Annotated in this window: 26 protein-coding genes, 1 pseudogene and 1 other annotated feature; of the genes and pseudogenes, 19 read left to right on the top strand and 8 right to left on the bottom strand. The window is 69.4% G+C overall.

Annotated features, from left to right (window positions below):
• Positions 1-126 precede the first annotated feature (126 nt).
• The 12 genes from ACFYZJ_RS37105 (at position 127) to ACFYZJ_RS37050 (ending at position 15,411) form a co-directional block, all read left to right on the top strand.
• On the top strand, positions 127-954 hold the full coding sequence (locus ACFYZJ_RS37105; protein ID WP_388576170.1) for a thioesterase II family protein: 828 nt from the start codon (positions 127-129) through the stop codon (positions 952-954).
• Between the two features lie 9 nt (positions 955-963).
• Entirely contained in the window at positions 964-2,019 is a 1,056-nt protein-coding gene (locus ACFYZJ_RS37100; RefSeq protein WP_388576167.1) for an aldo/keto reductase, read from the top strand.
• A gap of 7 nt (positions 2,020-2,026) precedes the next feature.
• Positions 2,027-4,408 carry an acyltransferase domain-containing protein gene (locus ACFYZJ_RS37095; RefSeq protein ID WP_388576164.1) on the top strand — a complete coding sequence of 794 codons (2,382 nt, stop codon included), beginning with the start codon at positions 2,027-2,029 and terminating at the stop codon, positions 4,406-4,408.
• A 94-nt stretch (positions 4,409-4,502) separates the two neighbouring features.
• Positions 4,503-5,747, top strand: a complete 1,245-nt coding sequence (gene ccrA, locus ACFYZJ_RS37090) for a crotonyl-CoA carboxylase/reductase (RefSeq protein WP_388576162.1) — start codon at positions 4,503-4,505, stop codon at positions 5,745-5,747.
• Between the two features lie 126 nt (positions 5,748-5,873).
• On the top strand, positions 5,874-7,637 hold the full coding sequence (locus ACFYZJ_RS37085; RefSeq protein ID WP_388576159.1) for a fatty acyl-AMP ligase: 1,764 nt from the start codon (positions 5,874-5,876) through the stop codon (positions 7,635-7,637).
• A gap of 99 nt (positions 7,638-7,736) precedes the next feature.
• On the top strand, positions 7,737-8,618 hold the full coding sequence (locus ACFYZJ_RS37080) for a LysR family transcriptional regulator (RefSeq protein WP_388576157.1): 882 nt from the start codon (positions 7,737-7,739) through the stop codon (positions 8,616-8,618).
• 22 nt (positions 8,619-8,640) lie between these two features.
• The gene (locus ACFYZJ_RS37075; RefSeq protein ID WP_388576154.1) at positions 8,641-9,939 is read left to right on the top strand and encodes a cytochrome ubiquinol oxidase subunit I; all 1,299 of its coding nucleotides are present in this window, start codon (positions 8,641-8,643) and stop codon (positions 9,937-9,939) included.
• Positions 9,940-9,984: 45 nt separating this feature from the next.
• Positions 9,985-10,965 carry a cytochrome d ubiquinol oxidase subunit II gene (locus tag ACFYZJ_RS37070; RefSeq protein WP_388576151.1) on the top strand — a complete coding sequence of 327 codons (981 nt, stop codon included), beginning with the start codon at positions 9,985-9,987 and terminating at the stop codon, positions 10,963-10,965.
• A gap of 246 nt (positions 10,966-11,211) precedes the next feature.
• Positions 11,212-12,342, top strand: coding sequence for a hydrolase (locus tag ACFYZJ_RS37065; RefSeq protein ID WP_388576148.1), 1,131 nt, complete (start codon positions 11,212-11,214; stop codon positions 12,340-12,342).
• Positions 12,343-12,389: 47 nt separating this feature from the next.
• On the top strand, positions 12,390-12,758 hold the full coding sequence (locus ACFYZJ_RS37060; RefSeq protein ID WP_388576145.1) for an antibiotic biosynthesis monooxygenase family protein: 369 nt from the start codon (positions 12,390-12,392) through the stop codon (positions 12,756-12,758).
• Positions 12,755-13,507 carry an EthD domain-containing protein gene (locus tag ACFYZJ_RS37055; protein ID WP_388576143.1) on the top strand — a complete coding sequence of 251 codons (753 nt, stop codon included), beginning with the start codon at positions 12,755-12,757 and terminating at the stop codon, positions 13,505-13,507. The genes ACFYZJ_RS37060 and ACFYZJ_RS37055 overlap by 4 nt, the downstream gene beginning before the upstream one ends.
• Before the next feature lie 374 nt (positions 13,508-13,881).
• Positions 13,882-15,411, top strand: coding sequence for an MFS transporter (locus tag ACFYZJ_RS37050; protein WP_388576140.1), 1,530 nt, complete (start codon positions 13,882-13,884; stop codon positions 15,409-15,411).
• Between the two features lie 146 nt (positions 15,412-15,557).
• Here ACFYZJ_RS37050 and ACFYZJ_RS37045 read toward each other — a convergent pair whose 3' ends face one another.
• Positions 15,558-15,833, bottom strand: a complete 276-nt coding sequence (locus ACFYZJ_RS37045; RefSeq protein WP_388576289.1) for a hypothetical protein — start codon at positions 15,831-15,833, stop codon at positions 15,558-15,560.
• A gap of 160 nt (positions 15,834-15,993) precedes the next feature.
• A pseudogene (locus ACFYZJ_RS37040) lies at positions 15,994-16,203 on the bottom strand (hypothetical protein); the annotation flags it as partial.
• Between the two features lie 145 nt (positions 16,204-16,348).
• Here ACFYZJ_RS37040 and ACFYZJ_RS37035 point away from each other — a divergent pair.
• The 3 genes from ACFYZJ_RS37035 to ACFYZJ_RS37025 are packed head-to-tail and all read left to right on the top strand — an operon-like array spanning position 16,349 to position 18,077.
• Positions 16,349-16,684, top strand: a complete 336-nt coding sequence (locus tag ACFYZJ_RS37035; protein WP_388576137.1) for a WXG100 family type VII secretion target — start codon at positions 16,349-16,351, stop codon at positions 16,682-16,684.
• Positions 16,681-17,817, top strand: a complete 1,137-nt coding sequence (locus ACFYZJ_RS37030) for a WXG100 family type VII secretion target (protein ID WP_388576135.1) — start codon at positions 16,681-16,683, stop codon at positions 17,815-17,817. Before ACFYZJ_RS37035 ends, ACFYZJ_RS37030 begins: the two co-directional genes overlap by 4 nt.
• Positions 17,814-18,077, top strand: coding sequence for a hypothetical protein (locus ACFYZJ_RS37025; RefSeq protein WP_388576133.1), 264 nt, complete (start codon positions 17,814-17,816; stop codon positions 18,075-18,077). Before ACFYZJ_RS37030 ends, ACFYZJ_RS37025 begins: the two co-directional genes overlap by 4 nt.
• A gap of 822 nt (positions 18,078-18,899) precedes the next feature.
• Here ACFYZJ_RS37025 and ACFYZJ_RS37020 read toward each other — a convergent pair.
• The 3 genes from ACFYZJ_RS37020 to ACFYZJ_RS37010 all read right to left on the bottom strand — a co-directional run bounded on the left by ACFYZJ_RS37020 (position 18,900) and on the right by ACFYZJ_RS37010 (position 20,776).
• Positions 18,900-19,130, bottom strand: a complete 231-nt coding sequence (locus tag ACFYZJ_RS37020; protein WP_388576130.1) for a DUF3761 domain-containing protein — start codon at positions 19,128-19,130, stop codon at positions 18,900-18,902.
• 296 nt (positions 19,131-19,426) lie between these two features.
• Entirely contained in the window at positions 19,427-19,741 is a 315-nt protein-coding gene (locus ACFYZJ_RS37015; RefSeq protein ID WP_388576128.1) for a hypothetical protein, read from the bottom strand.
• Between the two features lie 513 nt (positions 19,742-20,254).
• Complete coding sequence (locus tag ACFYZJ_RS37010) at positions 20,255-20,776, bottom strand: hypothetical protein (protein ID WP_388576125.1); 522 nt, start codon at positions 20,774-20,776, stop codon at positions 20,255-20,257.
• Between the two features lie 586 nt (positions 20,777-21,362).
• Between ACFYZJ_RS37010 and ACFYZJ_RS37005 the strand changes: the two genes are divergently transcribed.
• Together ACFYZJ_RS37005 and ACFYZJ_RS37000 are read left to right on the top strand one after the other, a co-directional pair.
• Positions 21,363-21,596, top strand: a complete 234-nt coding sequence (locus tag ACFYZJ_RS37005) for a hypothetical protein (protein WP_388576122.1) — start codon at positions 21,363-21,365, stop codon at positions 21,594-21,596.
• A 44-nt stretch (positions 21,597-21,640) separates the two neighbouring features.
• Positions 21,641-21,865 (top strand): hypothetical protein, encoded by a 225-nt coding sequence (locus ACFYZJ_RS37000; protein ID WP_388576119.1) that lies wholly within the window; start codon positions 21,641-21,643, stop codon positions 21,863-21,865.
• A 42-nt stretch (positions 21,866-21,907) separates the two neighbouring features.
• Here the strand turns inward: ACFYZJ_RS37000 and ACFYZJ_RS36995 are convergent, their stop codons facing one another.
• The 3 genes from ACFYZJ_RS36995 to ACFYZJ_RS36985 all read right to left on the bottom strand — a co-directional run bounded on the left by ACFYZJ_RS36995 (position 21,908) and on the right by ACFYZJ_RS36985 (position 24,836).
• Positions 21,908-22,216 carry a hypothetical protein gene (locus tag ACFYZJ_RS36995; RefSeq protein ID WP_388576116.1) on the bottom strand — a complete coding sequence of 103 codons (309 nt, stop codon included), beginning with the start codon at positions 22,214-22,216 and terminating at the stop codon, positions 21,908-21,910.
• 257 nt (positions 22,217-22,473) lie between these two features.
• Complete coding sequence (locus ACFYZJ_RS36990; protein ID WP_388576113.1) at positions 22,474-22,776, bottom strand: GIY-YIG nuclease family protein; 303 nt, start codon at positions 22,774-22,776, stop codon at positions 22,474-22,476.
• A gap of 341 nt (positions 22,777-23,117) precedes the next feature.
• Positions 23,118-24,836: an RICIN domain-containing protein gene (locus tag ACFYZJ_RS36985; protein WP_388576110.1), complete on the bottom strand. Its 1,719-nt coding sequence runs from the start codon at positions 24,834-24,836 to the stop codon at positions 23,118-23,120.
• Positions 24,837-25,254: 418 nt separating this feature from the next.
• On the opposite strand from ACFYZJ_RS36985, the gene ACFYZJ_RS36980 reads away from it, so the two are divergent.
• Together ACFYZJ_RS36980 and ACFYZJ_RS36975 are read left to right on the top strand one after the other, a co-directional pair.
• A complete protein-coding gene (locus ACFYZJ_RS36980) occupies positions 25,255-25,581 on the top strand; it encodes a transposase (RefSeq protein ID WP_388576107.1) in 327 nt (108 codons plus the stop codon).
• Positions 25,536-25,664: a sequence feature (AL1L pseudoknot), on the top strand. It overlaps the preceding gene by 46 nt.
• Entirely contained in the window at positions 25,581-26,228 is a 648-nt protein-coding gene (locus ACFYZJ_RS36975; RefSeq protein WP_388576104.1) for an IS3 family transposase, read from the top strand. (Overlaps the previous feature by 84 nt.) Before ACFYZJ_RS36980 ends, ACFYZJ_RS36975 begins: the two co-directional genes overlap by 1 nt.
• The last annotated feature ends 44 nt before the right edge of the window (positions 26,229-26,272 follow it).

The raw sequence follows: 26,272 nt of genomic DNA, 5'->3' as shown, positions 1-26,272 counted from the left end.
GGTCTATCCGGTGGAGATCTCGATGCGGGAGCTGTTCTCGGCGGCGACGGCCGCGGACCTGGCGGCCCTGATCGAGAAGGAGCTGGCCGGGTCCGGCCAGGCACTGAAGCGGAACGAGGAGTTGTCATGAAGGGCAGCACCCGAGCGGCGACCACCGCGGTGACCGCGGCGGGCAATCGCTGGCTCGCCGGCCGGCAGCCGCGCACCGACACCACCCTCGACCTGTACTGCTTCGCGCACGCGGGCGGCTCCGCGGGCGAGTTCCTGCGCTGGTCGGCGGACCTGCCAGGGGTACGGGTCTGGGCGGTGAAGATGCCCGGCCGGGCACCCCGCCAGGACGAGCCGCCGTACACCAGGATGACCGCCCTGGTGGACGACCTGGTCGAGCAGGTCGACTTCGGCCGACGGGACTTCGCGTTCTTCGGTCACAGCCTCGGCAGCATCGTGGCCTTCGAGGTCGCCCGCGCCCTGCGCAGAGCCGGCCGCCGGCAACCGCGCCGGCTGCTGCTGTCCTCCGCGCAGCCGCCGCCCATCCCGCTCGGGCCGATCACCCACACCCTGCCGGGTGACGAACTGCTGGCCGAGGCGGAAAGCCGCTGGGGCGGACTGCCCCAGGTGATTCACGAGGAACCCGAGCTCAAGGAACTCGTCATCGGCTACTTCCGTGCCGACGCGGAACTGGCCGAGACGTACCAGTACGTCGACGAGGAGCCGCTGGACGTCCCCATCACGGCGTTCGTCGGCGACGAGGAGGACGTCACCTTACTCGACTGGCACGTCCACACCAGAGAGGCCTGCGACGGCCATGTCCTGCGCGGAGGGCACTTCTACTTCCGCGACCCGGAACAGCAACAGGCCCTGGTGCGCCTCATCCGCCGCGCACTGGATGTGGACCTGCAGCCGGACGCCGGCGAGACCGGACGGACCGAGCGGACAGCGACGGCGGAGGAGTAGGGAACCGTGATGCGCTACACGACCTTTGGCCGGGGCACGGGCCTGCGGGTGTCCGAGTACGCCCTCGGCACGGCGAACTTCGGGACCCTCTGGGGTGGCGGGGCCAGACGGGAGGAGGCCCGAAGCATCTTCGAGCGCTTCGCCGAGGCGGGTGGAACCTTCCTCGACACGGCCGACAACTACCAGATGGGCGAGTCGGAGCGGCTGCTCGGCGAATTCCTGGGCTCCGACCGCGACCACTTCGTGGTGGCGAGCAAGTTCTCCCTGGGCGCGGGCCGGCCGCGGGTCTCCACCACCGGCAACAGCCGTAAGAGCATGCGCAGTTCGGTCGAGGCCAGCCTCAAGCGCCTGGGCACCGACTACATCGACGTCTACTGGGCGCACCTGCCCGACGGCGTGACCCCCGTCGAGGAGATCCTCCAGGCGCTGGACGACCTGATCCACGCCGGCAAGATCCTCTACGCCGGACTGTCCAACTTCCCCGCCTGGCGGGTCTCCCGGGCGGTGACCATGGCGGATCTGCGCGGTCTGAACCGACTGGTCGGCATCCAGTGCGAGTACAGCCTCGCCGAGCGGGGCGCCGAGCGGGAGCTGCTGCCCATGGCCGAGGCCCTGGGACTGGGCACCGCCCTGTGGGCGCCGCTGGGCGGCGGACTGCTCACCGGGAAGTACCGCAAGAGCCGTGACGGCCGACTCAGCGACTGGGACGGCCTCGCCATCCGGTTGGAGGACAGCGAGGAGCGCACCGCCGTCATCGACACCCTGCTGGAGATCGCCGAGGAGACGGGCGTACCGGCCGCCCAGGTCGCGATCGCCTGGCTGCGCGCCCGTGCGGCTCGGGCCGCCACGGCCATGGTGCCGGTCATCGGGCCGCGCACCACCGACCAACTGGAGGACTACCTGGGCGCCCTTCGACTCACGCTCGACGACGCCCAGTTGGCCCGGCTCGACAAGGCCGGCGCCATCCGCCCAGGACAGCCGTACGAACTGATCGAGGGAAGCAGGGACGCGGTCCTGGGACGTCAGTCCGCCCGCTTCAGCGCTCCCGGCGTTCCGGTGGCGTGACTTCGGCATGAGCATCGAGGACGCGAACATGGACAGGGAGGGCCGCGGCGACATGACCGCATGGGAACCGGCCGACGGCGAGGCCCATGTCGCCGTCATCGGGATGGCGGTGCGCTTCGGAGCGGCCGACGACCTCGACACCTACCGGGAACTGCTGCGCGGCTCCGGCGGCGCGGACCCCGCCGTGCCGCTGGTCGACGCCTATGCGTTCGACAACCGGTTCTTCGGCATCTCTCCGCGGGAGTCCGCGCTGCTGGACCCGCAACAGCGGATCCTGTTGGAGTGCGCTCACCGCGCGCTGGAGGACGCCGCACACGACCCTTCGGGCGACAAGCGCGTCGTCGGCATCTACGCGGGCGGCAGCAGCACCGCGCACGCGGCGCGGTTGCGTGACCGCACCGACCGGTTGCCGTACCTGGACGACCGTCAGGTGCGAGCCTCCACCGGCGCCGACTTCCTCGCCGCGCGGGCCGCCTACCGGCTGGGGCTGACCGGTCCGGCCGTGTCGGTTCAGGCCGCCGGTGCCACGGCGCTCGTGGCGGTGCACACCGCGGTGCAGGCCCTGCTCGGCGGCGAGTGTGACCTGGCACTGGCCGGAGCGGTCACGGTCCGCACGGAGGAGGACGGCGCAGACGGCGCCGGCGGCTGCGCGATGGTCGCGCTCAAGCCCCTGGAGGCGGCCGTGGCGGACGGCGACAGGATCTACGCGGTCGTCCGCGGCACGGCCGTGGGCCGCTCCGGCCCCGGCGAGTCCGAACAGCAAGGACGGGAGCGCATCGCCCGCGACGCGCACCTGGTGGGCGGAGTGGACCCGGAGACGGTGACGGCGGTCGACGCGGCTCCTGCCCTGCACGTCACGGACGTCGCACCCGGCATGGCCGCATTCGTTCGCGCCGTCCTCGCGGTGTACGACCCCGAGCCGTCCGCGGCCACGGCGGCCCGTCCGCGGCGGGCGGGGGTGAGCGTGTCCGCTCCCTTCGGCTGCCATGCCTGCGCCATCGTCGAGGAGCCTCCCGCCCCCGAGGAGCGGCCGGATGAGGCGTCCTCACCGGATTCCTGGGACTGGCAACTGCTGCCGTTCTCGGCCAGGACCTCCACCGCTCTGGCGGATACGGCAGCCCGGCTGCGCGACCATCTGCAGCGGTCGGCGGACGTCGCCCTGCGCGACGTGGCCTGGACCCTGCAGACGGGACGCACCGCCCATGCCCGCCGGGGCTGGGTCGTGGCCCGCGACGCCGCCGAGGCCGCCCAGGAACTCGGCGGTGTGAAACTCCCCGGGGCCGCCACGGGGCCCGCGTCGGCCGGGGCACCGCCGGTGGTCTTCACCTTCCCCGGACACGGCGGCCAGCACCTGGGCATGGCCCGGCAGCTCTACCGCACGGACCCGCACTTCCGCACGGACGTCGATGCCGGTGCCCAACTGGCGCGGGCCGAGCTGGACCTGGACCTGCGCGCGGTACTGAACCCGGTCGGCGTGGAGGCGGAGGAGGCTGCGCGACGCGCACTGGCGGACGGCGGCATCGCCCAGATCGCGGTGTTCGTCGTGGAGTACGCGCTGGCCCGCGCCCTCATGCGGTGGGGTGTGCGCCCGGCCGCGGTCGCCGGGCACAGCCTCGGCGGATACGCCGCCGCCTGCATCGCCGGTGTGGTCTCGTTCCCGGATGCCTTCCGGATGGTGGTCGACCGTACCCGGCTGCTGCTGACCATCGCGCCCGGCGCGATGGCGGCGGTACGGATGCCCGAGCACGAGCTGCTGCCGCTGCTGCCCGAGGGGGTGGACATCGGTGTGATCAGCGGCCCGGACCAGGTCACGATCACCGGTCCGCGCACACTGGTGGAGCAGTTCGTCGAGGATGGCAAGGGCAAGGGCATCGAGACGCGTCTGCTGAACATCCCCGGCGCGGGCCACTCCTCCCTCGTGGAGCCGGTGCTCGGGGAGTACGCCGAGCGCCTGAAGTCCGTGGAGTTCCGGTCGCCGCAGATCCGGGTGGTCTCGGACAGCACCGGAACCTGGGCCGATCCCGAGCGGATCGCCACCGCCGGCTACTGGTGCGACCACATGCGCGGCACGGTGCGCTACCACGACGTCCTGCAGACCCTCGACGCCTACGAAGGGTGTGTCCTGCTCGAAGTCGGACCCGGCACGACCCTGACGTCTCTGGCGCGCCGCCACGCCGGCTTGCGAGCGGGCCACCTCGTCCTGCACACGCTGCCGCATCCGACCGATCCGACAGCCGACACCCGGACAGTGCTGGACGCGCTCGGCGCGCTGTGGGCCGCCGGCACCGACATCGACTGGAGCGCGCTGCACACCGGCGCCCGGCCCCGCCGGACCGGCCTGCCCGGACACCCCCTGCGACGCGACCGGTTCCCCCTGCCCACGGGCTGATCACGACCGATGCGCTCGACCGCGACGCCGTGCGTGGGCACGGCGCCCCCGGCCTGCCACGAGGCCGGATCCATGACAGACCAGGAGAGCAGTGATGACGAAGAAGCTGTACGAGCTGGGTGAGATGCCGCCCCTCGGCGACGTTCCGGAGAAGATGTACGCCAACCTCATTCGGCCGGAACGTTTCGGCGAGCCGAGGAAGGCCTTCGAGACGGAGGTCATCGACACCCCCAGGCCCGGCCGCGGTCAGGTCCTCGTCTGGGTGATGGCCGCCGGCATCAACTACAACAACGTCTGGGCCGGTCTGGGCCACCCCCTCGACGTCATCGCCGCCCGGCAGAAGCAGGGCGAACCGGAAAACTTCCACATCGGCGGGTCGGAGGGCTCCGGTGTGGTGTTCGCGGTCGGCGAGGGTGTCTCCGGCGTGTCCGTGGGCGACGAGGTCGTGCTCTCGGGCGGGCTGTGGAACGAGCAGGGAGAGGACATCCGCCTCGGCGTGGACCCCACGCTGTCGTCGAGCCTGCGCGCGTGGGGCTACGAGGCGAACTACGGGTCCTTCGCACAGTTCGCCCTGGTGTCGGACTACCAGTGTCACCCCAAGCCGAAGAACCTGACCTGGGAGTCCGCGGCCGCGTTCATCCTCACCGGCGCCACCGCCTACCGTCAGCTGTTCGGCTGGGCACCCAACACCGTCAAGCCCGGTGACCCGGTGCTGATCTGGGGCGGCGCGGGCGGCCTCGGCTCCATGGCGATCCAGCTCGTGCGCAACGCGGGCGGCATCCCGATCGCCGTCGTCTCCAGCGAGGAACGGGCGGAGTACTGTCGTTCCCTCGGCGCCGCGGGCGTGATCGACCGTACGCGGTTCAGCCACTGGGGCCGTATGCCCGACCTCAGCGACACGGCTGCCTACGCGGCCTGGATGAGCGAAGTCCGCGCCTTCGGCCGCAGCTTCTGGGAGGCCCTCGGAGAACGCCGGGCGCCGAGGATCGTTTTCGAGCACAGCGGCCAGGACACCATCCCGACATCCATGTACCTCTGCGACATCGGCGGCATGGTCACCATCTGCGGCGGCACCTCCGGCTACGCGGCCGATGTCGACCTGCGGTTCCTGTGGATGCGCCAGAAGCGGCTGCAGGGCTCCCACGGCTTCAACCCGGCCCAGTGCCGCGCGGTCATCAACCTCGTGGCCTCCGGTCTCCTCGACCCGTGCGTGTCCCGGGTGTTCGACTTCGACGGCATCGGCGAGGCCCACCAGCTGCTGCACGACAACCAGCAGCAGCCCGGCAACATGGCCGCCCTGGTCAACGCCCCCCGAACGGGCCTCACCACTCTCGCCTGACCACTCAGGTCACAGCCTCAGGCCCGGCCGCACGGATGCCGCCGGGCCCGGTTCTCTTTCCTGCACCCGCTCCCCTTTCCCCCTCCTCCTCAGGTCCCACGGTGCCCCTTCGACGAACGGACGGTCATGAGTACTGAATCCGAAGCCGGACGACAGCCGTTGACCCTGCCAGGCCTGCTCTCTCTGCGCGCACGGACGACACCCGGACAGCTCGCCTACGTCCACCTCCGCAACGGCGAGGAGGTGGGCGAGCAGATCACGTACGCCGCACTGCACACGGCCGTCCTGGCCCGGGCCGCCGTGCTCGCACGGGTAGCCCGGGGAAGGCGCAACGCAGTGCTGATGTACCCGAGCTGCCTCGAGTTCGTCCAGGGCTGGCTGGCCTGCACAGCCGCGGCGATCGGCGGGGCTCCCGTCCAACTGCCCACACGCCTGCACGGCGTACGGCGGCTGCGCACCATCGCGGACGACGCGGGCACCACACTGGTGCTCACCACCCGGGAGAGCCGTGACCGCATCCTTGCGGACTTCGGCGACCTGCCCGAACTGGCCGGTCTGGAGTTCGTCGCCACCGACGAAATGGTGGGGCACACCCCGCCGGACGCCCCCCGAACTCCGCTGCCGGAGGTACGGCTGTCGGACGTGGCGCTGCTGCAGTACACCTCCGGCTCCACCGGCTCACCCAAGGGCGTCATGGTCACCCATGCCAACTTCTGGGCCAACGCCTGGGAGACCGACGCCCTCTGGCCGCTCGGAGACGACGGCGTCATCGTCTCCTGGCTGCCGTTCTTCCACGACATGGGCCTGCTGCTCGGCGTCGTCCTGCCCCTGTGGTCGGGGCGTCCGGCGTACCTGATGGCACCGGAGGCGTTCATCCGCCGCCCCGCCCGCTGGCTGGAGGCCCTCTCCCGCTACGGCGGAACCCACTCCTCGGCGCCCAACTTCGCCTACGACCTGTGCGTGCGCGAGAACGCCGTTCGAGGGTCGCTGGATCTCTCCCGTTGGCGGGTGGCCATCAACGGCGCCGAGCCCGTGCGCACCCACACCCTGCGGAACTTCGCCGGGAAGTTCGCCCCGTACGGCCTGGACCCCCGGGCCTTGTGCCCGGCCTACGGGCTGGCCGAGAACACCCTCAAGGTCAGCGGCAGCCCGCAGGACAGCGAGCCGGTGACGCTCGTCCTCGACGCCGGCGAACTGGGGCGCGGCCGGGTGCGGGTACTGCCCGCCGAGCCGGAGGACACCGCCGGCCGCGCCATGGTGGTGAGCTGCGGGCGTACCGTCGGCAGCAGCCGGGTCCGCATCGTGAACCCGCACACCCTGCGGGCCGCGGGCCCCGACGCGGTGGGTGAGATCTGGGTGTCCGGACCGTGCGTGACGGCCGGGTACCTCGGCCGCGACGCAGAGAGCGAAGGCGTCTTCCGCGCGGTCATCCGCGGTGAGGAGGCAGCCGGCACCTTCCTGCGCACCGGGGACATGGGGTTCGTCCGGCACGGCCAGGTCTATGTCACCGGTCGCCTGAAGGACCTGATCGTGGTCAAGGGCCGCAACCACTACCCGCAGGACCTGGAGCACACGGCCGAGACCGGTCACCCGCTGCTGCGCCCGGGGTCCGCCGCCGCGTTCGCGGTCGACACCGGTGAACGGGAGGCGCTGGTCGTCGTCGTGGAGGGCGACAACCGCGTGCTGAAGTACGCAGGCGTGGAGGAGGTGGCGCAGGCGGTGCGCACCGCGATACGGCGCGACCATCGCGTCGACGTCGACGAGGTGGTGCTGATCCGCCGCGGCACGCTGCCGAAGACGACCAGCGGCAAGGTGCGCCGCCGCAGCTGCCGCGAGCAGTACGAGACCGGACGACTGGCACGGCTGGGCGCCCGCCTGACACAGATATGACGTTCACTGCACCGGGATTTGTCGCTGCGTGTAGTTATTGACCGGTAATGACCCGGGAATCGGCTGCTGTTGGGAGCAGGCCGCCGATACGATCGTCCTATGGAGTTGCGTCAGCTGGAATACCTCGTGGCCGTGGCGGAGGAGGCAAGCTTCACGAAAGCCGCAGCGCGCGTATTTGTGACCCAGCCCTGTGTCAGCGCCCAGATCAGGCGACTCGAACGGGAGCTGGGACACGACCTGCTCGACCGCGGTGGCCGGACGGTGCAACTGACAGCGGTCGGCGCCGCTGCCCTGCCCCACGCCAAGGCCGTGCTGGCGGCCCTGGACGGGGTGCGCGGCGCGGTGGACGACTTCGCCGAAGTGGTGCGCGGACAGGTCACCATCGGCTCGGTGGCCTCGTCCCTCGCCATGAAACTCCCCGACGTCATCGCGGACTTCGGCGAGCAGCATCCCGAGGTCGAGATCTCGCTGATCGAGGGCACCGCGGACCAGCTGGCGGAGGCGGTGCGCGGCGGCCGGGCCGACGTGGCGATCATCGGTGTCGGCAGCGAGCCACCCACGGGGCTGGAGTCCCAGGTCATCGCAGACGAGTCCCTCGTCGGTGCGGTGAGCGCCGATCACCCGCTGGCCGACTGGACGAGCATCTCCGTCGAGGACGTGGAGTGCTACCCACTGATGTGCCTGCCCCAGGGCAGCGGCCTGCGCGCCGCGGTCGACGCGGCGTGGGCCGAGGCGGGCATACGGCCGCGCATCGCGTTCGAGGCCAGCGACCCCAAGGTACTGGCGCAGCTTGCCGCACGCGGACTCGGCATGGCGGTCCTGCCCGAGCGGTTCGTGTACACCCATGCGCCGGAACTGCACCGCGTGGAGATCCTCAGTCCGCAACTGCGGGGCCGCCTGGCACTCGTCTGGCGGGCCGCCGGGCGCCTTGGACCGGCGGCCCGTGCCCTGCTGACGCACGCGCGCGCCGCGCTCGCGTAACTCCTGACTCCGGAAGAAGACAGTGAACGTAGTCGACCTCGCGCGCCTTCAGTTCGCCACCACGGCGACATTGCACTTCCTCTTCGTCGCTCTCACGCTCGGACTGGTGACGGCGGTCGCCCTGATGCAGACCTTGGCGACCCGGACACGCGATCCCGAAACACGCAGCGCCAGGATGCGCCGCGTCACCTTCTGGGGCGGGCTGTACGTCATCAACTACGCGCTCGGGATCGTCAGCGGCCTCACCCAGGAGTTCCAGTTCGGACTCAACTGGTCCGGGCTCTCCCATGTCATGGGCAACATCATCGGTGCGCCCATGGCCGCCGAAACCATTGTCGCGTTCTTCCTCGAATCCACATTCCTGGGAATGTGGGCTTTCGGATTCGGCCGTATTCCGGCCCGTGCCCACCTGGCACTGATCTGGCTGGTCACCCTCACCGCCTACGCGTCCACGTTCTGGATCATGGTGGCGAACGGATTCATGCAGCACCCGGTGGGGTACCGCACGAGTGGTGGCATCGCCCGCGTCACCGACTGGGGTGCGATCCTCACCAACAAGGCAACCTGGTACGCACTGGCGCACATCGTGGGCGCGGTGGCCCTCCTCGCCGGGATGTTCCTCGCCGCGGTCAGCGCGTACCACCTGCGCCGGAACAACGACGTCGCCTTCTTCCGGCCGACGTTGGCATGGGGCGCGATGACCGCCGGCGTCGGCGCGGTGGTCACGGTGGCCGCGGGCTTCGTGCACCTCGACGCGCTGCAGGACTACCAGCCCGCCAAGTACGCCGTCCTCATGGGGGAGTCGGGCAGCGAGCTCGAGAAGGTGCGGGCCGCTGCGGCGGCCCAATACGGCCCGGGGGACTGGCTGCCGCCGGCCTGGGTGGGCGCCGCCTCCATGACGATGCTCGTCATCGGGGTGCTGCTGGTGCTGCTCGTGTGGATCCCGGCAACCGCCCTGCGGGGCGGCGCCGATGCGCCGTTGTCCCACAAGCGGTTCCGGCTCCGGCTGGCCATGGCGTTGCTGCCCCTCGGCTTCCTCGCCCTGGTCTGCGGCTGGCTCAGCCGTGAGGTGGGACGCCAGCCATGGATGGTGACCGGTGAGCTCACGGTGCGCCAGGCAGTCGGCGACGTCTCCGTCGCAGGCATGCTGGCGTCGTTCGTGGCCTTCACGGTCGTCCTGCTCACGCTCGCCCTCATCGACTGGGTGCTGATCTCCCGCTTCGCGCGACTGGGGCCGGGCCACGGGTTCCTGGACCAATTCGATCCGGCCCCGGAGGCCGGTCCCCGCCCGGGCCGTGCCGAAGCCCACCCCTCCTACTGACCCATTCGATCCAGCCAACGAGCGCGAAGCCGACGGGAATGTGCTGTGGACGTCTTCTGGTATGCGCTGGTCGGGCTGCTCCTCGCGGGATACCTCGCCCTGGAGAGCCTCGATTTCGGAACAGGACTGCTGTTCCTCACCGTACGGGAGGAGCGGGACCGCGAGCGCCTTCGTCGCGGGGTGGTACCCCTCTTCCTCGCCAACGAGGTGTGGCTCGTGGCCTTCACCGGCCTACTGCTCGGCGCGCTGCCCGGTCTGGAGTCCGGGTTGCTGCACGGGCTGCGGTCGTACCTGCTGGTGCTGCTGACCGCATGGTTTCTGCGCGACGCCGCGCTGTGGTTCCGCACCGCGCATCCCGGAGACCGTTGGCGGCGCGGCTGGGACGCCGTGCTGCCGGCCGCCAGCCTGGTGCTCGCCGCGGGCTGGGGACTCGTCCTGGCCACCCTGATCCGCGGGCTGTCCACGGACGGCCGGGGACAGGCCGTCGGCACGCTCGGTGACGCGCTGCATCCGCTCGCCCTGCTCTGCGCGGCCCTGACCGTGGTGGCGAGCCTGCGCCAAGGCGCGCTCCACGCGTGTCGTGCGCAGCCGGACGGCGCGGTCCGGCACCGGCTGACGCGATTGGCCCGGCGGCTGGCCGTGGCCCTCGCCCCGCTGGTGCTCCTGGCGGCCGTGCTCGGCGGTCTGGACGGGGGCGATCTGCCGGCCACGGCGGTGCTCGGCGCGCTGGCGGCGGCCTGCGTGTACGTCTCCGAACGTGCCGCAGCCGCGGGCATGTTCGGCCGGGCCCTGGTGTGGGGCACGGTGCCCTTGCTCGCGCTGCCCGTCACGGTGGGCCTCGTACACGGTACGACCGTGCTGGCGACGCGCTCCGGCGTCGGCGCCGTCGCGTTGGCCGATGCGGTCGCGAACTCCGCCTCGCTCACCCTGCTGACGGTGACGGTCCTGCCCGCCCTGGTCGCCGTGGCGCTCGGGCAGGTGTGGATGTGGCGCGTCTTCGGCGGGACCGGTCGGCCGCCCTCGTAACCGTACGTCGGTGGCGCGGCGGAACGCTGAGGAGCCCGCCCCGTTTGAGTACCCGGTACTCATGTCCCTGCCTGCCGCAGCGTGATCATCTGAGCGTGATGACAAGCGGAGCGGCAGGGGTACTTCGCCCCGACTCCGCCGAGGTGCGGGAGTTGCCGCAGGAAGGGGAGCGAAGTGAGTGCTGATCGCCCCGTGCGACGGTTGCGGGAAGCCTCGTGTCGCACACCCCGGAAGGGGGCGTGAGCCGTGTCGGAATCGACGCCGTGGGCGCGGCGGGCCGAGGGCACCGGTCTCGCCCGCGCCGCCCGTCGGGCCGCGGAGGCCGCCGCACGTCACGCCGGGGCGGCCGACGTCGGACGGCGACTCGATCCGGCCGTCGTCGCCGAACTGATGGCGGCGGGGTTCGCCCGCCACTTCGTACCCGCCGTGTGGGGTGGCCGTGAGGGCAGTTTCTCCGAACTGCTCGCCGCTGTCGCCACGGTGGGCGAGGAATGCGCCTCGGCCGCGTGGATCGCCGCGCTCGGCGCCGCGATCCCGCGGATGGCCGCCTACCTACCGGAGAAGGGCCAGGCCGCGGTGTGGGCGGACGGGCCCGACGTGCTGATCGTCGGCGCCCAGGCGGCCAACGGAGTGGCCGAGGCCGCGGACGGCGGCTGGCTGGTGCGCGGCCGCTGGCCGTACACGAGCGGAGTGGAGTACGCCCACTGGGCGCTGGTGCGGGCCCAGGAGAGCGGCGGCGAGAAACCGGTGCGCTACTTCGCCGTCCCGCGGTCCGGCTTCCGCTTCGAGGACACCTGGCGGTCCGTGGGCATGCGCGGCACCGGAAGCCACGCGCTCGTCATCGACGAGGAGTTCGTACCGCCCGAGCGCACGTTCCGCCAGGACGACCTGCTGCGCGGCGACAGCGGTCTCGTGGCCCGCTGCCACCAGGTGCCCTTCTCCATGGTCAGCGGTCTGTCCTTCGCGGCACCGGCACTGGGCGCCGTGCGCGGCCTGCTGACCCGGGACCGCCCCTTGTTGCGCCGCCTGGCCATGGGGCCTGCGGGCAGCCCCGGCCAGCTGGCGCTGCTGCGCGCGCGGGGTGAGCTGGACTCGGCGCAACTGCTGCTGGAGCGGGCGGCGAGACAGGCCGACAGCGCGCCGATCGAGCCCGGCAACGTCGCCCAGGGAGGGCGGGACTGCGCCATGGCCGCGCGGTTCCTGGCATCCGCGGCCGACCGGCTGTTCCGGGTGGCGGGCACGGCCGCACACCAGGAGGACGAACCGTTCCAACGCGTATGGCGGGACGTCACCTGTGCGGTGAGCCACCGGGCCCTGAGCGAGGAGACCCATGCGGCGGCGTACGCGGAACAGCTGACCGCCGTACGGACGAATTGACCCCACCCGCCCGATCCACCCATCTATCACTGAGGAGTGACACCGGCATGGTGAGCATGCAGGACATCGACCCCGGCAACCCCTACCGCAAGCAGCTGGAGCAGGACACAGGGCCTGTGGTGCTGTTCAACACGTTCGTCGTGCCGCAGGACGAGATCGAGCACTTCATGCGCGGGTGGACGGCGATCTCCGCGTTCATGAAGCGTCAGCCGGGATTCATCTCCACCCAGCTGCACCGGACCGTCGGCAGCGACAACGTTCTGGTCAACGTGGCCGTGTGGGAGTCCGCCGAGACGCTCCGCAACGCCGTGCAGAGCAAGGAGTTCCAGGACATCCACCACAGCCAGCCCGACGCTCTGGTCTCGCGTCCGCTGCTGACCGAGCGGGTCGCGGTGCCCGGAATCTGCCTCGGATGACCGCGACCGCGCACACGGAGCCGGACCGGGACGATCCGTTCAAGACGGTGCTGGTGCCGCGCCTGGCACCCGGCCGGGACCGGGCGGACGCCCAGGACCGGATCGTCACCCGGCACGGCCGGCTGGTGCTGAGCGTGCCGGCCTTCCAGAGCCTGTTCAGCCGGTACGCGATGAACCGTGTCCTGGACGGGACGAACGGGGTCCCGGATCCCGCATCGCCCACGCTGTACACACCTGACGCGGCGGCCCTCGCCGTCGTCGAGCACGTGGGTCCCTCTCGCCGCGCTTATCTGCGGGCCCGCGAGGACCCCGATTACCTGGCCCGGGTGCGACCCGAGGAGGAGTACCTGGACCGCGAACTGCTCACCGGGCGGCCCTCGTTGTACGACGTACGGTCGGAGACGGTGTTCGGGGCCCCCGAGCCGGGAGGGATCAGGATCTTCGACTTCGTCAGGCGGCGTGCCGACGTACCGGCCGATGCGTTCTTCGCGGCCCTGCGGGCCGACGGGGACCGGCTCGGCCGTGACACCGAGTACCGGTCCGTGGTCACCCACCGAGTGCACGACCTGGTGGTCGAGGGGCTGCGGGGAGCCGACCACGACGTCATCGTCCAGACCCGGGTCGACGGTCCGGAGGGGCTGCGTCGACTCGCCCGGCTGCGGGAGCGGCTCAGGGCGGCGCAGGCGGAGTACGCCGACGCCGATGGCAGCTTCTCGCTCGTCACCCGGGAGCACCTCTTGGTGCCGTAGGGCGCCGTACGGCGATCGAGATGCGCGAAAAACATACGTGAGGTAGTCGCCTCCGAGATCGTGGTCGTGGGCGCCGTGGCTGAGCATGTGCCACGGCCCGCGCGATGCCGGCGAACGTGCGGACCTTCTTGCGGCGCCGCCTGCCCGGTCCCGGGACGCGGATGCAGACCTTCACGTCCGCCTCGCCGATCTCGATTCCGGTACGTCGTCCGTGGACCACATTCCGGGGAGCGTCCCCAGGAGATCCGATTACTCAGCCAGCAGCCAGGGCCGCCCCAGAGAGCTGGACGGCCACTCCTGGTGAGCCACTGAAGGCAGGACCCCACAAGTCACATCCGGCCCTCCCGGGCCACCTGACACCTTACGGAGGCCCCATGTCCCTCGATGCGCGGGACGATCAGGCAGAGCACGTCACGGCATCCGGAGCGCCGAGGGCGCGCAGTCGGCACCCCGGCATCGCCCTGCTCATCCTGGCGACGACGCAGCTGATGGTCGTCCTCGACGGCACCATCGTGAACATCGCCCTGCCCAGCGTGCAGACCGCACTCAACATGTCGGCCGACCAACTCGCCTGGGTCGTCAACGCCTACGCGATCGCCTTCGGCGGCCTCATGCTGGCCGGTGGCCGGGCCGGCGACCTGTTCGGCCGACGCAGGACCTTCCGTACCGGCATCGCGCTGTTCACCCTCGCCTCGCTGCTCGGCGGCCTCGCGCCCAACGCCGGCCTGCTGATCAGCGCCCGCATCGCCCAGGGCGTGGGAGCCGCGATCGCCGCTCCCACCGCGCTGTCACTGATCGCCACGACCTTCGCCGAGGGCAGGGAACGCAACCGGGCCCTGGGCGTCTACGGCGCCATGGCCGGCCTCGGCTCCACCATCGGGCTGCTGCTCGGCGGCGTCCTCACCGAGTACCTGGACTGGCGCTGGGTTCTGTTGGTCAACGTTCCCATCGGTGCCGCCGTACTGGCCGGCACGGTGGTACTGGCCGACGGCGGACGCGAGCGCGGCAGGCTCGACGCCCCCGGAGCGGTCACCGGCACAGGTGGCATGCTGTCCCTGGTCTACGCGATCACCCGGGGCGGCCGCGAGGGCTGGGGCGACGGTCTGACCGTCACCTGCTTCGGCGTCGCCGCCGTACTCCTCGCGGCGTTCCTCGTCCTGCAGGCCCGCGGTCGGCATCCCGTGCTGCCGCTGCGCGTGCTGGCGAACCGCAACCGCGCGGGTTCATACGGCGTGATGCTGCTCGTCGGCACCGGAATGTTCGCCACTTTCTACTTCCTGACGCTGTACATGCAGCAGGTGCACGGCTACAACGCCGTCCACGCCGGGCTGGCCTATCTGCCCTTCAGCGTCGGGATGGGGGTCACGGCCGGCATCGTCTCCAAGCTGGTGGCGAAGGTTCCGCCCAGGCTGGTGACCGCTCCGGGACTGTGCATCGCCGCGGCCGGAATGCTCTGGTTCTCCACCCTGACCCCGGACTCCTCGTACGCGACCCACCTCGCCCCCGCCATGTTCGTGACCGCCGTGGGCCTCGGCTGCTGCTTCGTGCCGATGACCCTCAGTGCCGTCAGCGGCATCGACAAGCGTGACTCCGGCATCGCCTCCGCACTGCTGAACACCTCCCAGCAGCTCGGCGGTGCGCTTGGGCTGGCGTCCCTGACCACGCTCGCCACCAGCGCCGCCGACGACCGCCTCCCTCATGCCGCGCAAACCTGGCTGGTCGCCGTTCACACCCACCGCCGGGACCTCGTGGCCCGAGCCGTCGAGGCCATGACGCACGGTTACACCAGGGCGTTCGCCGTCGGCTCCGTGGTCTTCCTGACGGCCATGCTCATCGCCGCGCTGGCCATCAACACCGGCCCGCAGAAGGCGAAGGACGAGCCCTCGGCCACAAGTACGGTCTGATCCCGGCGAAGGCAGGACCACGGTGCTCGACACGAACGACGCGCCAGGGAACGCAAAGGCGCGCCCACCGGCAGGCCCATCCTGGAAGCGGCCGGCAAGGAGTTCGGGCGACTCGGCTTCGACCGGGCCACCGTGCGGGGCATCGCTCAGACCGCCGACATGAACAAGGCCTCGCTCGTCGAGTATCCCGGCACCAAGCAGAACCTCTTCCAGGAGGCCCCGCGCCGGCACATCCGAAGGAATGCGGCGCCTTCGGACACGTGCTCTTCACCAGGCCTTGCCGCGGCTGCTGCGCAGACCAGCAGGATCGAGGCCGGCGAGTACCAGCGGCCCCGCCGGGAGCGCGGATTGGGAACCGCTTCCAGGAAGACGCGCAGGTCAGGCACATCGATTGGGTCAAAAGGACCCAGCTCGGCCAGCACAGCGGGGATCGGGGAAGGTGAGACAGCGGACACGGGAACCTCTTTGATCACTCGGCTTCGACACCTGAATGATCACGGACCCGTGTCCGCTCCGTCATCCACCCCAACCCGCCCCAGCCCCGGACAGGTTGGCCGATCCCGGGAACTTGCACCCGCCCTGGTCGAGATCGGCCTTGAAGAACCGAACCGTGCGCGGAGTGACGGTGCCGAGCAGAACACGCAGCCGCTCTTCGGGCACCACGCGCTTCAACCGCAACGGAACAGTGATGTCCAACCCGTGGATCACGTCACGCCCCAACGCCGCGGCGATCCCGCCGACCGGTGGCTTCCACGGGTGATCCGCGTTGTCCCGGAGAAACGCGGCGAGTTCTCCATGCTCAACTCCAGGTATTGGCTTGGCCAGAGGCGCTCAAACTGTTTGTCAGTTCCTGGCTCCGAATACGTAAAGGATCCTTTCCGGAGGAACGCTCCCCGGGCCATGCTGACGGCTGTCCGGACAATCGACGAGGAGCGTGATGAGCGGGCAGTTCGGGGTGGATCCCGCCACACTGACGGAGCTGGCGGGTAAGTTCGACAGGGAGGCGACGGGACTCGGCGGACCGATCGAGGGCTTCGCGGCGGGCGCGTCCGAGATCGGTCAGGCGTTCGGCCTGCTCGGTGTCTGCGACGGCGCGGCGGAGAAGTACGGACAGCTGCTCAGCCACACGGTCAAGGCGCTGGGCTACCTTCCTGACGTACTCAACAGTGACGGAGACCGGCTGCGGGTCAACGCGGCCAACTACGCGGACGCCGACCAGACAGCCGTCGGCTATCTCAGCGCCGCCGTCCGGCGCCCGGGAAGCCCGGCATGAGCGTCAACAGCTGGATCGACGGCAAGGTTCTGGAAGTCCTCGAAGCGTTCGGTGTGGAACTCCCGGGCGGCGACGGCCCCACGCTGCGCTCCGTCGCCCGACACTGGGACACCATGGGTACCGAGCTGGGCGATGTCGTACGAGCCCTTGACGCCGCGATCGCGGGCGTCGACAAGGAGGGCTGGCACGGCGAGGCGCGTGACGCCTTCGAGAGGCACTGGCGGGAGCAGCGGCGGGTCGTCCTTGAGACCGCGGGCAACTTCCATCACGTGGCCGATGGTCTGCGGGCGTACGCCACGGAGGTCGACGGGATCAACGAGGAAATCATCGACATCTGCGTCGAGATTGCCGAGATGGAGGTCGCCGGCGCCGCGCTGTCCTTCTTCACCGGCTTCCTCTCCGACCTCGTCGCCAACACGGCCGTGGCCGAGCGGGTCGCCAGGATCGTGGACCTGGTCAAGCTGTTCACTTCGGCGGCGGAGAAAGTGACCGCTCTCCTGGAGCGGTTCACCGGGCTCAGTGCAGAGACCGTCGCCACCCTTGAGCGGGTCCTCACGACCGTCGCCAGGATCAGCGCGGGCTTCACCAAGACCGGGCTGGAGAGCTTTGTGACCAACTTTGCGGCCGACTCGGGCAGCCTCATGCTGAACCAGGCTGTCCAGGGGCAGCCCGTGACCGTCGGCGCGGACCTCACCGCCGGCAGCCGCGCCGCGGCCGGTACGGCGGCGTTCACCGCGGTCGCCGGAACCGCGGGAGCGCGCCTGACCGGGACGGTGGGGGACATCCTGCGCGGCGACGGCCTCCTCGGTACGACCGTCAACGGCGCGGCCGGCAATGTCACGGGCGGTCTCACGGCCGACGTCATCGCCGGCCAGGACCCGTCGACGATCGGCCAGGACGCGCTCACCAACGCCGCCACGGGTGCCATAGGAAACGCCCAGAACCACGGCGTCAACCATGCCCTGGAGCAGCACGGCAGCCTCGGCGGAGAGAACCTCAGCGACCGCGGCAAGCTCGCGGACGGCGCCTTCAAGAACACCGTGGGAACCACCCTCAACACGGGTGTCTACGCCGCCGGCTCCGGTATCGAGTCCGACCTCCAGGACCTGATGAAGGATGAAAAGAGCGAGTGAGAGTACCGATCGCCACCGACCTCGCCGCGGTGTGGACCCCGAACCCGGACCACCCCTACACCTGGGCCAAGTTCTTCGGGCTGCTGGCCGTGGTGTTCGGCTGTGCGATCGCGCTCGTCGGGGTGTACGCGGTGCACAGCACATGGCGCGGCCTCGACCCGCCGCGTCGGCGCAAGCAACTGCTTCCGCTCACCCTCACGGCCGGCGTCTTCCTTGCCGTCGGCCTGGCGGTCGCGGCCTTCGGGGTGTGGCTGTTCTGACCGCGACCCCGCCGGCCCTGGCACGGCGCCTGAAACGGGTAAGGGCCAGTTCAGAAGAAACCGCCTGAGCCGGCCCTTCCATCTCTGCCGCCGGCAGGATTCGACCCTGCGACACGCGCTTTAGGGGAAGGGGCAGGGGAATCTCGTCGGTGACCTGCGACTTCAGCGACTGGGTTAGGGGGCACGGATGTACCCCCACGCTCCCTTGGGGTTCCCTCCTTGTAATAAAGAGTGAGAAACCCAAACTGGCTGCGGGCGATGTTGTAGATTCGAGATTGGAGTTCGAAGGCAGCCCACAAGAGCGGATCGCGGACGCGACTCATGACGTCCTGGCGGGCTGCATTCCGAGAAAGGGCCGCAGTCTGACGTTCCAATTCTGCAGCGAAAAGTGTCTGCCGCCGACTGGCCCGCTTATGGCGACGCTCGCTAAGGTCACAGCGCCCGAGACCACAGCAACCAAAAGGTCAGTACTCATGATACGGACGATACGCGGCTGCCTTGAGCGAGGAGATGAGTCCGCCTTCATGGTCCACGACCACCCGCTCCAACCATCGCACTGACCGGAGCCAGACATGCCCTGCGGGCTTACGGGGCCACCTCCGGCCTGAGCAGGCAGCAGGGGACGCGTTTGGGACGTGGCTGCGCGACCCCTTCGTCCCGAAGCAACTCGGGCGGGTGCCCGACCTGGGCTGGTGTACCTCTCACCTGCTGCAATCATCCGCAGACGTCCGCGCTCGTCCGCCGTTGTCTGTCGGCGTTGTCACGCCGTTGCACACTCACCCGCACTTCATGCCCCGCCCCTTGCTGCGCCTGCTCCGCGGCCTACTTGAACCAGTAGCGGACGCCGTGGTGGTGGGAGCAGGTGCCCTGCGAGTGCCGCGAGTAGGACAGCGTGGCATCCACGCACTTGGCGGTCTCGTACTTGTCCTTGGGCTTTTGGTGGTGTGTCCAGCCACACACGCCCGTGGTGTGCTGGACGCAGTGGTGGGCGGTGTTGGTGGACGGCAACGTCGCCGCGGATGCCGCCGGTGCGCTGAAGAAGACGCCGGCCACGGCGACAGCTATGGCTGAGGCGGCAAGACGAGCACGCAAAGGGACCCCCCCTTTTTGAGTCGGACAAGTGCAGGGGGACTGTATATGGGTTTCAACCCCCACGGAAGCCGTGGGGCCGGCTCGCGACGACGGCACCCGAGCTCTCGGCTTGGGAAGCTCAGGTGCTCTAGGGGCGGGCGCACTACTGACCTGCGGTGAAGTGGTATGGGCTCCTGGTGGGCCCAGGCTGATTCCCCGCCATTCCCCGTGGTTCCCCGCACGATCTGGCACGCCCCTGGCACGCGCCCCGTCCGCGGTTAGTTCAGGTTCGTCGGCCCCTGCCGCCGTCCAATTGCCCGAACAACCAAAACCAGCACCGTGACGGCCAGTACCAAGTTGAGGGTGTCCACGATCACGACGACGGGGTGGGACGCGACCAACAGTCTCGGCATTTCAGCGCTGATCATCCCCAGCCCTATCAGGAGGGGGAGCCATGCCCGGAAGAAGCGCGTGCCCTGGTCGGGATTCGCTCCTTTCCGACCCTTGGTCCGTTCCATCCACCTGCTGCCGAGCCCCAAGAGCAGGAGCGCGCACCCCATCGCGAGTACGGAGAGGTCCATGAACCGCAGCATGACAGCTCCCTTGATCGACGGGAGGATCATCTTCTTGTGAGGCGACCACGGTCAAGGGGCGGCCCACCTTGCAACCTGGCATCTTTGGGTCCGGGGAGCTGTGCGCCACACCCCGGGCGCCCAGGCCTCTGTGCCACCCGCTTTAGGAGTTCGGTCAGGGGAAGGCTCGGGAGTGGAGCCGCACGGGCGTTCCGGCCGAGCCTGACTGCGCAAGTGCGTCGGTGTGCACAGTCGTTGATGTCCCTTGTGGATGTCAGCGCAGTCTGGGGCCTGTCCGGCGGATCATGTGGATGGGGCATGAGACACCGATGAGCGCCGCGGTTCCCGCAGAGGCACCGGGTCAGTGGTGACCTCAGCGGCTGTGGCGGCCATGCGGCCGCCGGCGCGGGCCGCCACTGGTCCGGGGCTCCTGTCTTTCCGCTGCGTGTGGATGATCGCGTGTGATCACCGGTTGGTCGGGCTCCCGGACGCGGCTGACTTCGCCATCTCATGACGTTGCTGCCACGGTCACGATCACTGCGCCGTGGGGTCGTCGTAGTCGTCGAGAAAGGGGGTGTGGCGTTCGGTGAGTGGGCCGACGCCGAGATCTTCACGCATGAGCTTGCGCATCCTGGCGGCTGCTTTGCCGCGTGCCTCCCAGCGGGCGCGACCCTCTGGACTGCTGACGGCAGTGCCGTCGACGTAGCCGTCGCAGATGCTTCGCAGGCAGTGGAACACGCTGTTGGAGGCCTTGACGACGGGTTGGGGCGCGATGAGCCACATCCGTTCCGACGCGATGGCTATGTCTGACTCCCGAAAGGCGTCGCGCAGCGCACGCGCCCGCTCGTCGTCGGAGGGGTGCTCCCGCTCGGCCAAGGCCCGCAGGGTCTCACCGAGGACCTTCACGGTGGTCGTGTACTGCGTGTAGACGTCGAGCCGCAGCCGAAGACCTTCTTTGACATCCTCGTGCTTCCACCGGTTGCGATCGGCGATGAGAGTAGCGACGATGCCGATCGTGGCCCCGGCCAGGGTGGAGAGCAGTGGCAACCAGTCCATGCGGGCCAGCTTGGGCCATCCCGTGACAGCGACACCAGGTGGGCGGCTCGGGCACGCTGGTTCGGAGGCTCCGCAAGGCGGCCGTACGGCCACTGGGCGCACCGGGACCGGCTCCGGCAGGCGAGGCGAGGGCCACGTGGACGTCAACCGTCCCGTATTGCACGGGCGTTGGAACGCTGTCCTGCTTGAAGACCTGTGAACCCGTAATACAGCATGCGCGCCCCCCAACCCGGCCTGTCCCCACAGGCCGACACATCGGGTCCACAGCTCGTACGGCCTCGAGCGCGGACAGTCAGGAGACGGAGCGTACTACTTGGCCAGGCCAACGACCCCAAGCGATGGGCCCTCCACGGTCCCGCGGAGCTACTGCATGCTCGACCCCACGGGTGCCCTATGAGGCAGTGGACTCCGAGGAGTGGCCGACTGCGGTCATTCTCTGCTTTTGCGCGGGTTGGGCACGAGGCGTGCCGCCTGAGGTGCGTCCAGGTCTGTCCGCCAGTGTGATCCGGCTGCCCGACGACAACCATGCCCTCGTACATGGTGCCAATGGTGGCCTAAAAAATCGAACACATGATTGAATTTGGTCATGCGATCGTTTCCCGCCGACCTCTCCCGGGCGCAGCAGGAGTGGAGCGTCACCTACCGGCAGCTCGCCGAGCGGCCCGGCCGTACCGAGCTGCGTCGGCGCCTGTACCGGCTGTCGGCTCGGCTGTTCTTCCATCCCTACTGGCAGCAACGGCGTCCAAGCCCCACCGCGTGGCAGGAGCTGCGTGACCTGGGTCGGTCAGGCCGGGTCGTGAGTGAGCGGCGTCAGCAATGACGCGCTGGAATGCGGGGCCGCATGTCCCTGATGATCCTGAAGGCATGTCCGGTCCGATTCGCGTGATCGTGCATCCGCCGTCGCCCAGGGGTGGCCGGCGCGTGCGCGTGGATGGCGAGATCCTCGGGCTGGCTCACAACGTGGCCGACGTCGCCGAGTTCCTCCGCCGCGCTGGGCTGGAGATCGATCCGGCAGAGGTGGCAGGGGCGCCGTGGGTCGACTGGCGCGGAGTGGGGCCTGAGTGCTGGGGGCCGGAGACGTCCAGTTGATCACTCCGCGGCTTCCGCTGTTGGCCCGGGCATTTCACGTGGTCAGTAGCGGAAACGAGCCGTTGCGCCGTCGACGTGAAGGAGGAAGGCGTCGGTCGGCGCGGTGCCGTCCGGAGGCATGAGGGTCATGCCAAGGTCCTTGACTCCCTTCCATGCACGGGGGATGCGGAGAACATCGGGTGCGTCTCTCTCCACCGTCGCCTGGGTCCATTCTTCGAAGGTGGGCCGGATGGCCTCCCACTCAGGACCGGCCGCGAAGTGGCAGTGGAACCAGGGGGGGTCGATGTAGTCGAGCGTGGGAGTCGCAAGGACAACCTCACCGCGTTTGAGCTGCCAAGGCCGAACGGTCAAGGCTCCTCCCAACGTGATGTTCCTCGGCACGGTACCGCGCCGAGGAACATCACCTTCTGATCCGTAGCTCTAGCCGGATCGGTCAGCGACGGCCATACCGGCCGCGCTGAGGCCATGGAAGAACATTGGTGGACGGGGCCGGTTGCTGGGGTTGCGGTGCTGCGCTGCTGTCCAGCGAACGGGCCGGAAGTCTGTTCCGCCGGCTTCCTCATCGACCGCGAGCAACCGCGTCTTCCGGCAGGTCTGTGACAGCACCTCTACCGAGGTGAGTACATGCCCCTCCTCCTGGACGTCATGCTCCTCGCAAAAGTCGATCTCATCCGCACGTTCGCTACCGACGACGTCGGCGTAGTCCTCCGGATCGGCCTCCAGCAGCGCCCAGGAGACAAGCTGGCTTCCCCGCTCTTACCGAACGTCAGGCGGTTCCCGCTACCTACGCGGCGTAGCTCGAGCCCGAGCAGGCAGCAAAGGGTGAGCCGCAGAGTCGATCCAGCCGCGTTGCCCCGGTAGTGGTACCGGACGCGCTTCCTCAGGTTCTGCGTGCTGGTCCGGGTGGGCATGTGGCGCGGAGCTGTGCCGACGTAGAGCAGTCGTCCGGGCGCCAAGTCGGGGTGGGGTGCCTGCCTCCTTGAAACGCCGCCCGTAGACTCCGGCCGCTGCTGGTACAGGGCATTGCCGAACCAAGACCTCTCGCGCCGACCACAGCCGTGCAGGACTGGTGAGGGCGGTCGCGTCCATGGAACCTCCAACGCTGGAAAGCACGTTGGGCGCAGGCTACTTGGCGACAACGACAGCAGACACTGACGGCGGCATGGCCGGCGCCGACCGGAGAAGTCCTCAGCCCGACGCAGATGACAAACGCGCCCCCATCGGGGAGATGGGGGCGCATTCGTGCCTTCGCCTACTTGAGCGCTGTGCCACCTGAGTTGTGGTAGGCGATGGTCTTGCTGATCAGGTTTCCGCCGTCGGTCTCGGCCGTTGTCTGTTCCTGCTGCCCTGGACCGAACAGCAGCCCGGCGACATGCGCGTTCGCCACCTGGTCCATGTGCGCGAAGAACCAGTCCACCTTGTCGTCCTTGTAATGGTTGAGGGTGTTGTTCTGCGCCATGTTGCCCACGGGGATCTGCCACAGGACCACCGGCTTGCCCACGGACTCCGCCATCGTCTTGTAGAACCCCATGGCGGCAGTGGCCTTCTGGTCGGTCCAGAAGGTGTCACGGCCGCCGTGGGCCGGCTGCGCGTACCAGCCTGCGTCGCGGTCCGACACGTCGGAGACCAGGAAGTCGGCGTTCTGTGCCCCGAGGCTCGCGTAGTCCTTGACACATCCCTGGGTGTTGTTCTGCCAGTCCCAGCAGGTGAGGTGGAGGCCCACGGCGGTGTTCGGCGCGTACTTGTGCGCCATCGCGATCAGGCAGCGGGAGAGTCCGGCGGCGCTGTTCTCCTGCGATCCGCAATCGGTCGGATTCGCGGCCGAGACCTGCGCGGCAACCTTGTGCGGATCGCCGAGCGACCGGACGTAGCCCCAGAAGTCGGGTTCCAGGTCGATCATGTCGTTCGAGTTGCCGATCTTCTGGAGGAAGAAACGGTAGTCGTTCATGTACCGGGTGAGCAGGTCCGCCCTGTTGATGGCCACGACCTCGCCCGGACCGTCGCCCTGGCCTGCCGCATCCCCGAGGTCGCGCAACGAGTACCAGGTCCAGAGCATCTTCTGCGGGCGCGGGCGGCCCTTGTACGTCGCGTGGGCCGCCACGGTGTCCCGCCAGGTCACGTAAGTGCCGGGCGCCGTGGTGCTGCCGTTCCAGCAGCCCCACCAGCTCGACCACGCGGCCTGGCAGAGCGACGCCGAGTAGTAGGCCGACGAGGGCGCGGGCTGGCTGTGCACATAGGCGTAGCGCACGTCGAACGGCGCGGCGGTCGCCGAGGCGTCAGTCATCGAGCCGCCGATGAGCACCGTGCTGCTGCCCATGAAACGTGTCGTCGAGCTGCCGCCACCAGCCTCGGGAGACGACGGCGACGACGGGTGCGAGCCGCTCGGAGCCTGGCTGGTGGGAACGCTGCCGCCCGGCGCGGTGGGCGTACCGGTGCTGCCCGTACTCCCGGCCGGGACGAGTTGCCACTGCTGATCGGCGCCGCCCCGGTCGCGGTTCTGGACGACGTCGCCCCCGTCGGCCTTGGCGGCGTTGCGGACATCGACAGCCATGCCACTGAAGCGATTGACCAAACGCACGTAGCCGTGCGGCGACTTGGCCAGTTTGAACTGCTGGTTGGTGCCGTTCAGGTCTTTCCACTGCACGATGGCGGAGCCGGCGGTCTTCGACCAGCCGAGGTCGTCCAGCACCTTGCCGGAGTTCCGGTTCTGCAGCCGGTAGTACCCGTCACCCGCGTCGATGAACCGCCACTGCTGGTTGGCCCCGCCGTGGCGCGCCCACTGCACCACCGCCGCGCCGTCGTTCGTGGCGAAAGCGCGGTCGTCCAGCACCTTGCCGCTGTTGCGGTTGACCAGCACGTACCACTTCTTCAGATCCAGGGTTTGCTGGGCCGAAGCCTGGCTGACCACGACAGCCGAGCCGGCCACGACCACCATGACGAGGCCCGCCCAGAAACCCCGACGCGCGAGCAACCGACGGCCACGATGCTTCGGGCGACCACCGCGGGCGTGGCCGTCGGCACGGCGGCCGCCGACGCGGGACGCCACCGATGACGTGGGTGGGCCGGGGACATGTCTGTGCTGTCGTTCAAGGGACATGTCTGTGCTCTCTTTCAGCCGTTGCATCTGACCGGACCACTTGGCCGGACAACGCTGAGTGGTCCCAGAGGCCGAAAAGGTTGCCGCGAAGAGTCACAGATCTTTTTCGCCTTGACCGCTTCCCGTTCGCTGCGGAGCGCGGCACGTCTGACGCCGGCGGTGGCGAACGCCTGATGGCTGCTCCCTGCCCTGCCGCTTACCGCGTACCACGCCCGCTACTGGACCTCCCCGTGGATGAAGATTGAACCGCTCCGGGTCTGATGGAGGCTCGATTCCCTGAGAGGATCGAGTCATGGCACGTCCGTCCCCTTACCCCGCTGAGCTTCGCGAACGAGCGGTGCGCATGGTTGCTGAGATCCGACCGAACTACCCGACTGAGTGGGCGGCGATGAAGGCGGTCGCGGCGAAGCTGGGCATCGGTGCGGCAGAGACGGTGCGGACCTGGGTCCGCAAAGCCGAGGTGGACGCCGGCCAGCGGCCCGGCACGACGTCCGAGGAGGCCGCGGAGATCAAACGCCTGCGGGCCGAGAACGCCGAGCTTCGACGGGCGAACGAGATCCTCAAAGCGGCTTCGGCTTTCTTCGCGGCCGAGCTCGACCGGCCGTCGAAGCGCTCGTAGTGTTCATCGACGCACACCGTGAGGTGTTCGGAGTCGAGCCGATCTGCCGAGTCCTGACCAGCCACGGACTGAAGATCGCGACGAGCACCTACTACGCCGCCAAGAACCGCACACCCAGCGCCCGATCGGTCCGCGACGCCGAGCTGAAGACGCAGATCAGCCGCGTCCACACGGACAACTTCAGCGTCTACGGAGTGCGGAAGGTCTGGCGGCAGCTGCACCGCGAAGGCATACCGGCGGCCCGCTGCACCGTCGCCCGGCTGATGCGCGACCTCGGTCTCCAGGGCGCCCGACGAGGGAGGAAGATCCGCACAACTCTCCGCGACGACGGCCACGAGCGGGCCGCTGACCTGCTCAGGCGCGACTTCACCGCGTCTCGCCCGAATGAGCGGTGGGTCGCCGACTTCACCTATGTCGCCACCTGGTCCGGGATCGTCTACGTCGCATTCGTCGTGGACGTGTACTCCCGGGCGATCGTCGGCTGGTCCGCCGCCACCAACAAGCGGGCCAAGCTCGTCCTCGATGCCCTCGACATGGCCTTGTGGCGCCGCGACCGCGCAGGAACTCCCGCTGGACCGGGACTGGTGCACCATTCAGATGCGGGCAGCCAGCCCGGATTCAACCAGTCGTTGCAACACCGGCTCTGACCGGCGACTTTAGCTGATCGTCTAGGGCTTCCGCAGGAGTCTTC

The sequence above is a fragment of the Streptomyces sp. NPDC001848 genome, from assembly GCF_042891915.1.
Taxonomy (GTDB): Bacteria; Actinomycetota; Actinomycetes; order Streptomycetales; family Streptomycetaceae; genus Streptomyces.
This window is presented reverse-complemented; position numbering and strand designations above follow the sequence as displayed.

Bases quoted from the DNA above. Each gene is read 5' to 3' on its own strand.
- ACFYZJ_RS37080 (WP_388576157.1), top strand. From the start codon at position 7,737: ATGGAGTTGCGTCAGCTGGAATACCTCGTGGCCGTGGCGGAGGAGGCA.
- ACFYZJ_RS37050 (WP_388576140.1), top strand. From the start codon at position 13,882: ATGTCCCTCGATGCGCGGGACGATCAGGCAGAGCACGTCACGGCATCC.
- ACFYZJ_RS37095 (WP_388576164.1), top strand. From the start codon at position 2,027: ATGAGCATCGAGGACGCGAACATGGACAGGGAGGGCCGCGGCGACATG.
- ACFYZJ_RS37085 (WP_388576159.1), top strand. From the start codon at position 5,874: ATGAGTACTGAATCCGAAGCCGGACGACAGCCGTTGACCCTGCCAGGC.
- ACFYZJ_RS37030 (WP_388576135.1), top strand. From the start codon at position 16,681: ATGAGCGTCAACAGCTGGATCGACGGCAAGGTTCTGGAAGTCCTCGAA.
- ACFYZJ_RS36980 (WP_388576107.1), top strand. From the start codon at position 25,255: ATGGCACGTCCGTCCCCTTACCCCGCTGAGCTTCGCGAACGAGCGGTG.
- ACFYZJ_RS36990 (WP_388576113.1), bottom strand. From the start codon at position 22,776: ATGCCCACCCGGACCAGCACGCAGAACCTGAGGAAGCGCGTCCGGTAC.
- ACFYZJ_RS37055 (WP_388576143.1), top strand. From the start codon at position 12,755: ATGACCGCGACCGCGCACACGGAGCCGGACCGGGACGATCCGTTCAAG.
- ACFYZJ_RS37010 (WP_388576125.1), bottom strand. From the start codon at position 20,776: ATGGACTGGTTGCCACTGCTCTCCACCCTGGCCGGGGCCACGATCGGC.
- ccrA (WP_388576162.1), top strand. From the start codon at position 4,503: ATGACGAAGAAGCTGTACGAGCTGGGTGAGATGCCGCCCCTCGGCGAC.
- ACFYZJ_RS37105 (WP_388576170.1), top strand. From the start codon at position 127: ATGAAGGGCAGCACCCGAGCGGCGACCACCGCGGTGACCGCGGCGGGC.
- ACFYZJ_RS37035 (WP_388576137.1), top strand. From the start codon at position 16,349: ATGAGCGGGCAGTTCGGGGTGGATCCCGCCACACTGACGGAGCTGGCG.
- ACFYZJ_RS37060 (WP_388576145.1), top strand. From the start codon at position 12,390: ATGGTGAGCATGCAGGACATCGACCCCGGCAACCCCTACCGCAAGCAG.
- ACFYZJ_RS37015 (WP_388576128.1), bottom strand. From the start codon at position 19,741: ATGCTGCGGTTCATGGACCTCTCCGTACTCGCGATGGGGTGCGCGCTC.
- ACFYZJ_RS37005 (WP_388576122.1), top strand. From the start codon at position 21,363: ATGCGATCGTTTCCCGCCGACCTCTCCCGGGCGCAGCAGGAGTGGAGC.
- ACFYZJ_RS37000 (WP_388576119.1), top strand. From the start codon at position 21,641: ATGTCCGGTCCGATTCGCGTGATCGTGCATCCGCCGTCGCCCAGGGGT.
- ACFYZJ_RS37100 (WP_388576167.1), top strand. From the start codon at position 964: ATGCGCTACACGACCTTTGGCCGGGGCACGGGCCTGCGGGTGTCCGAG.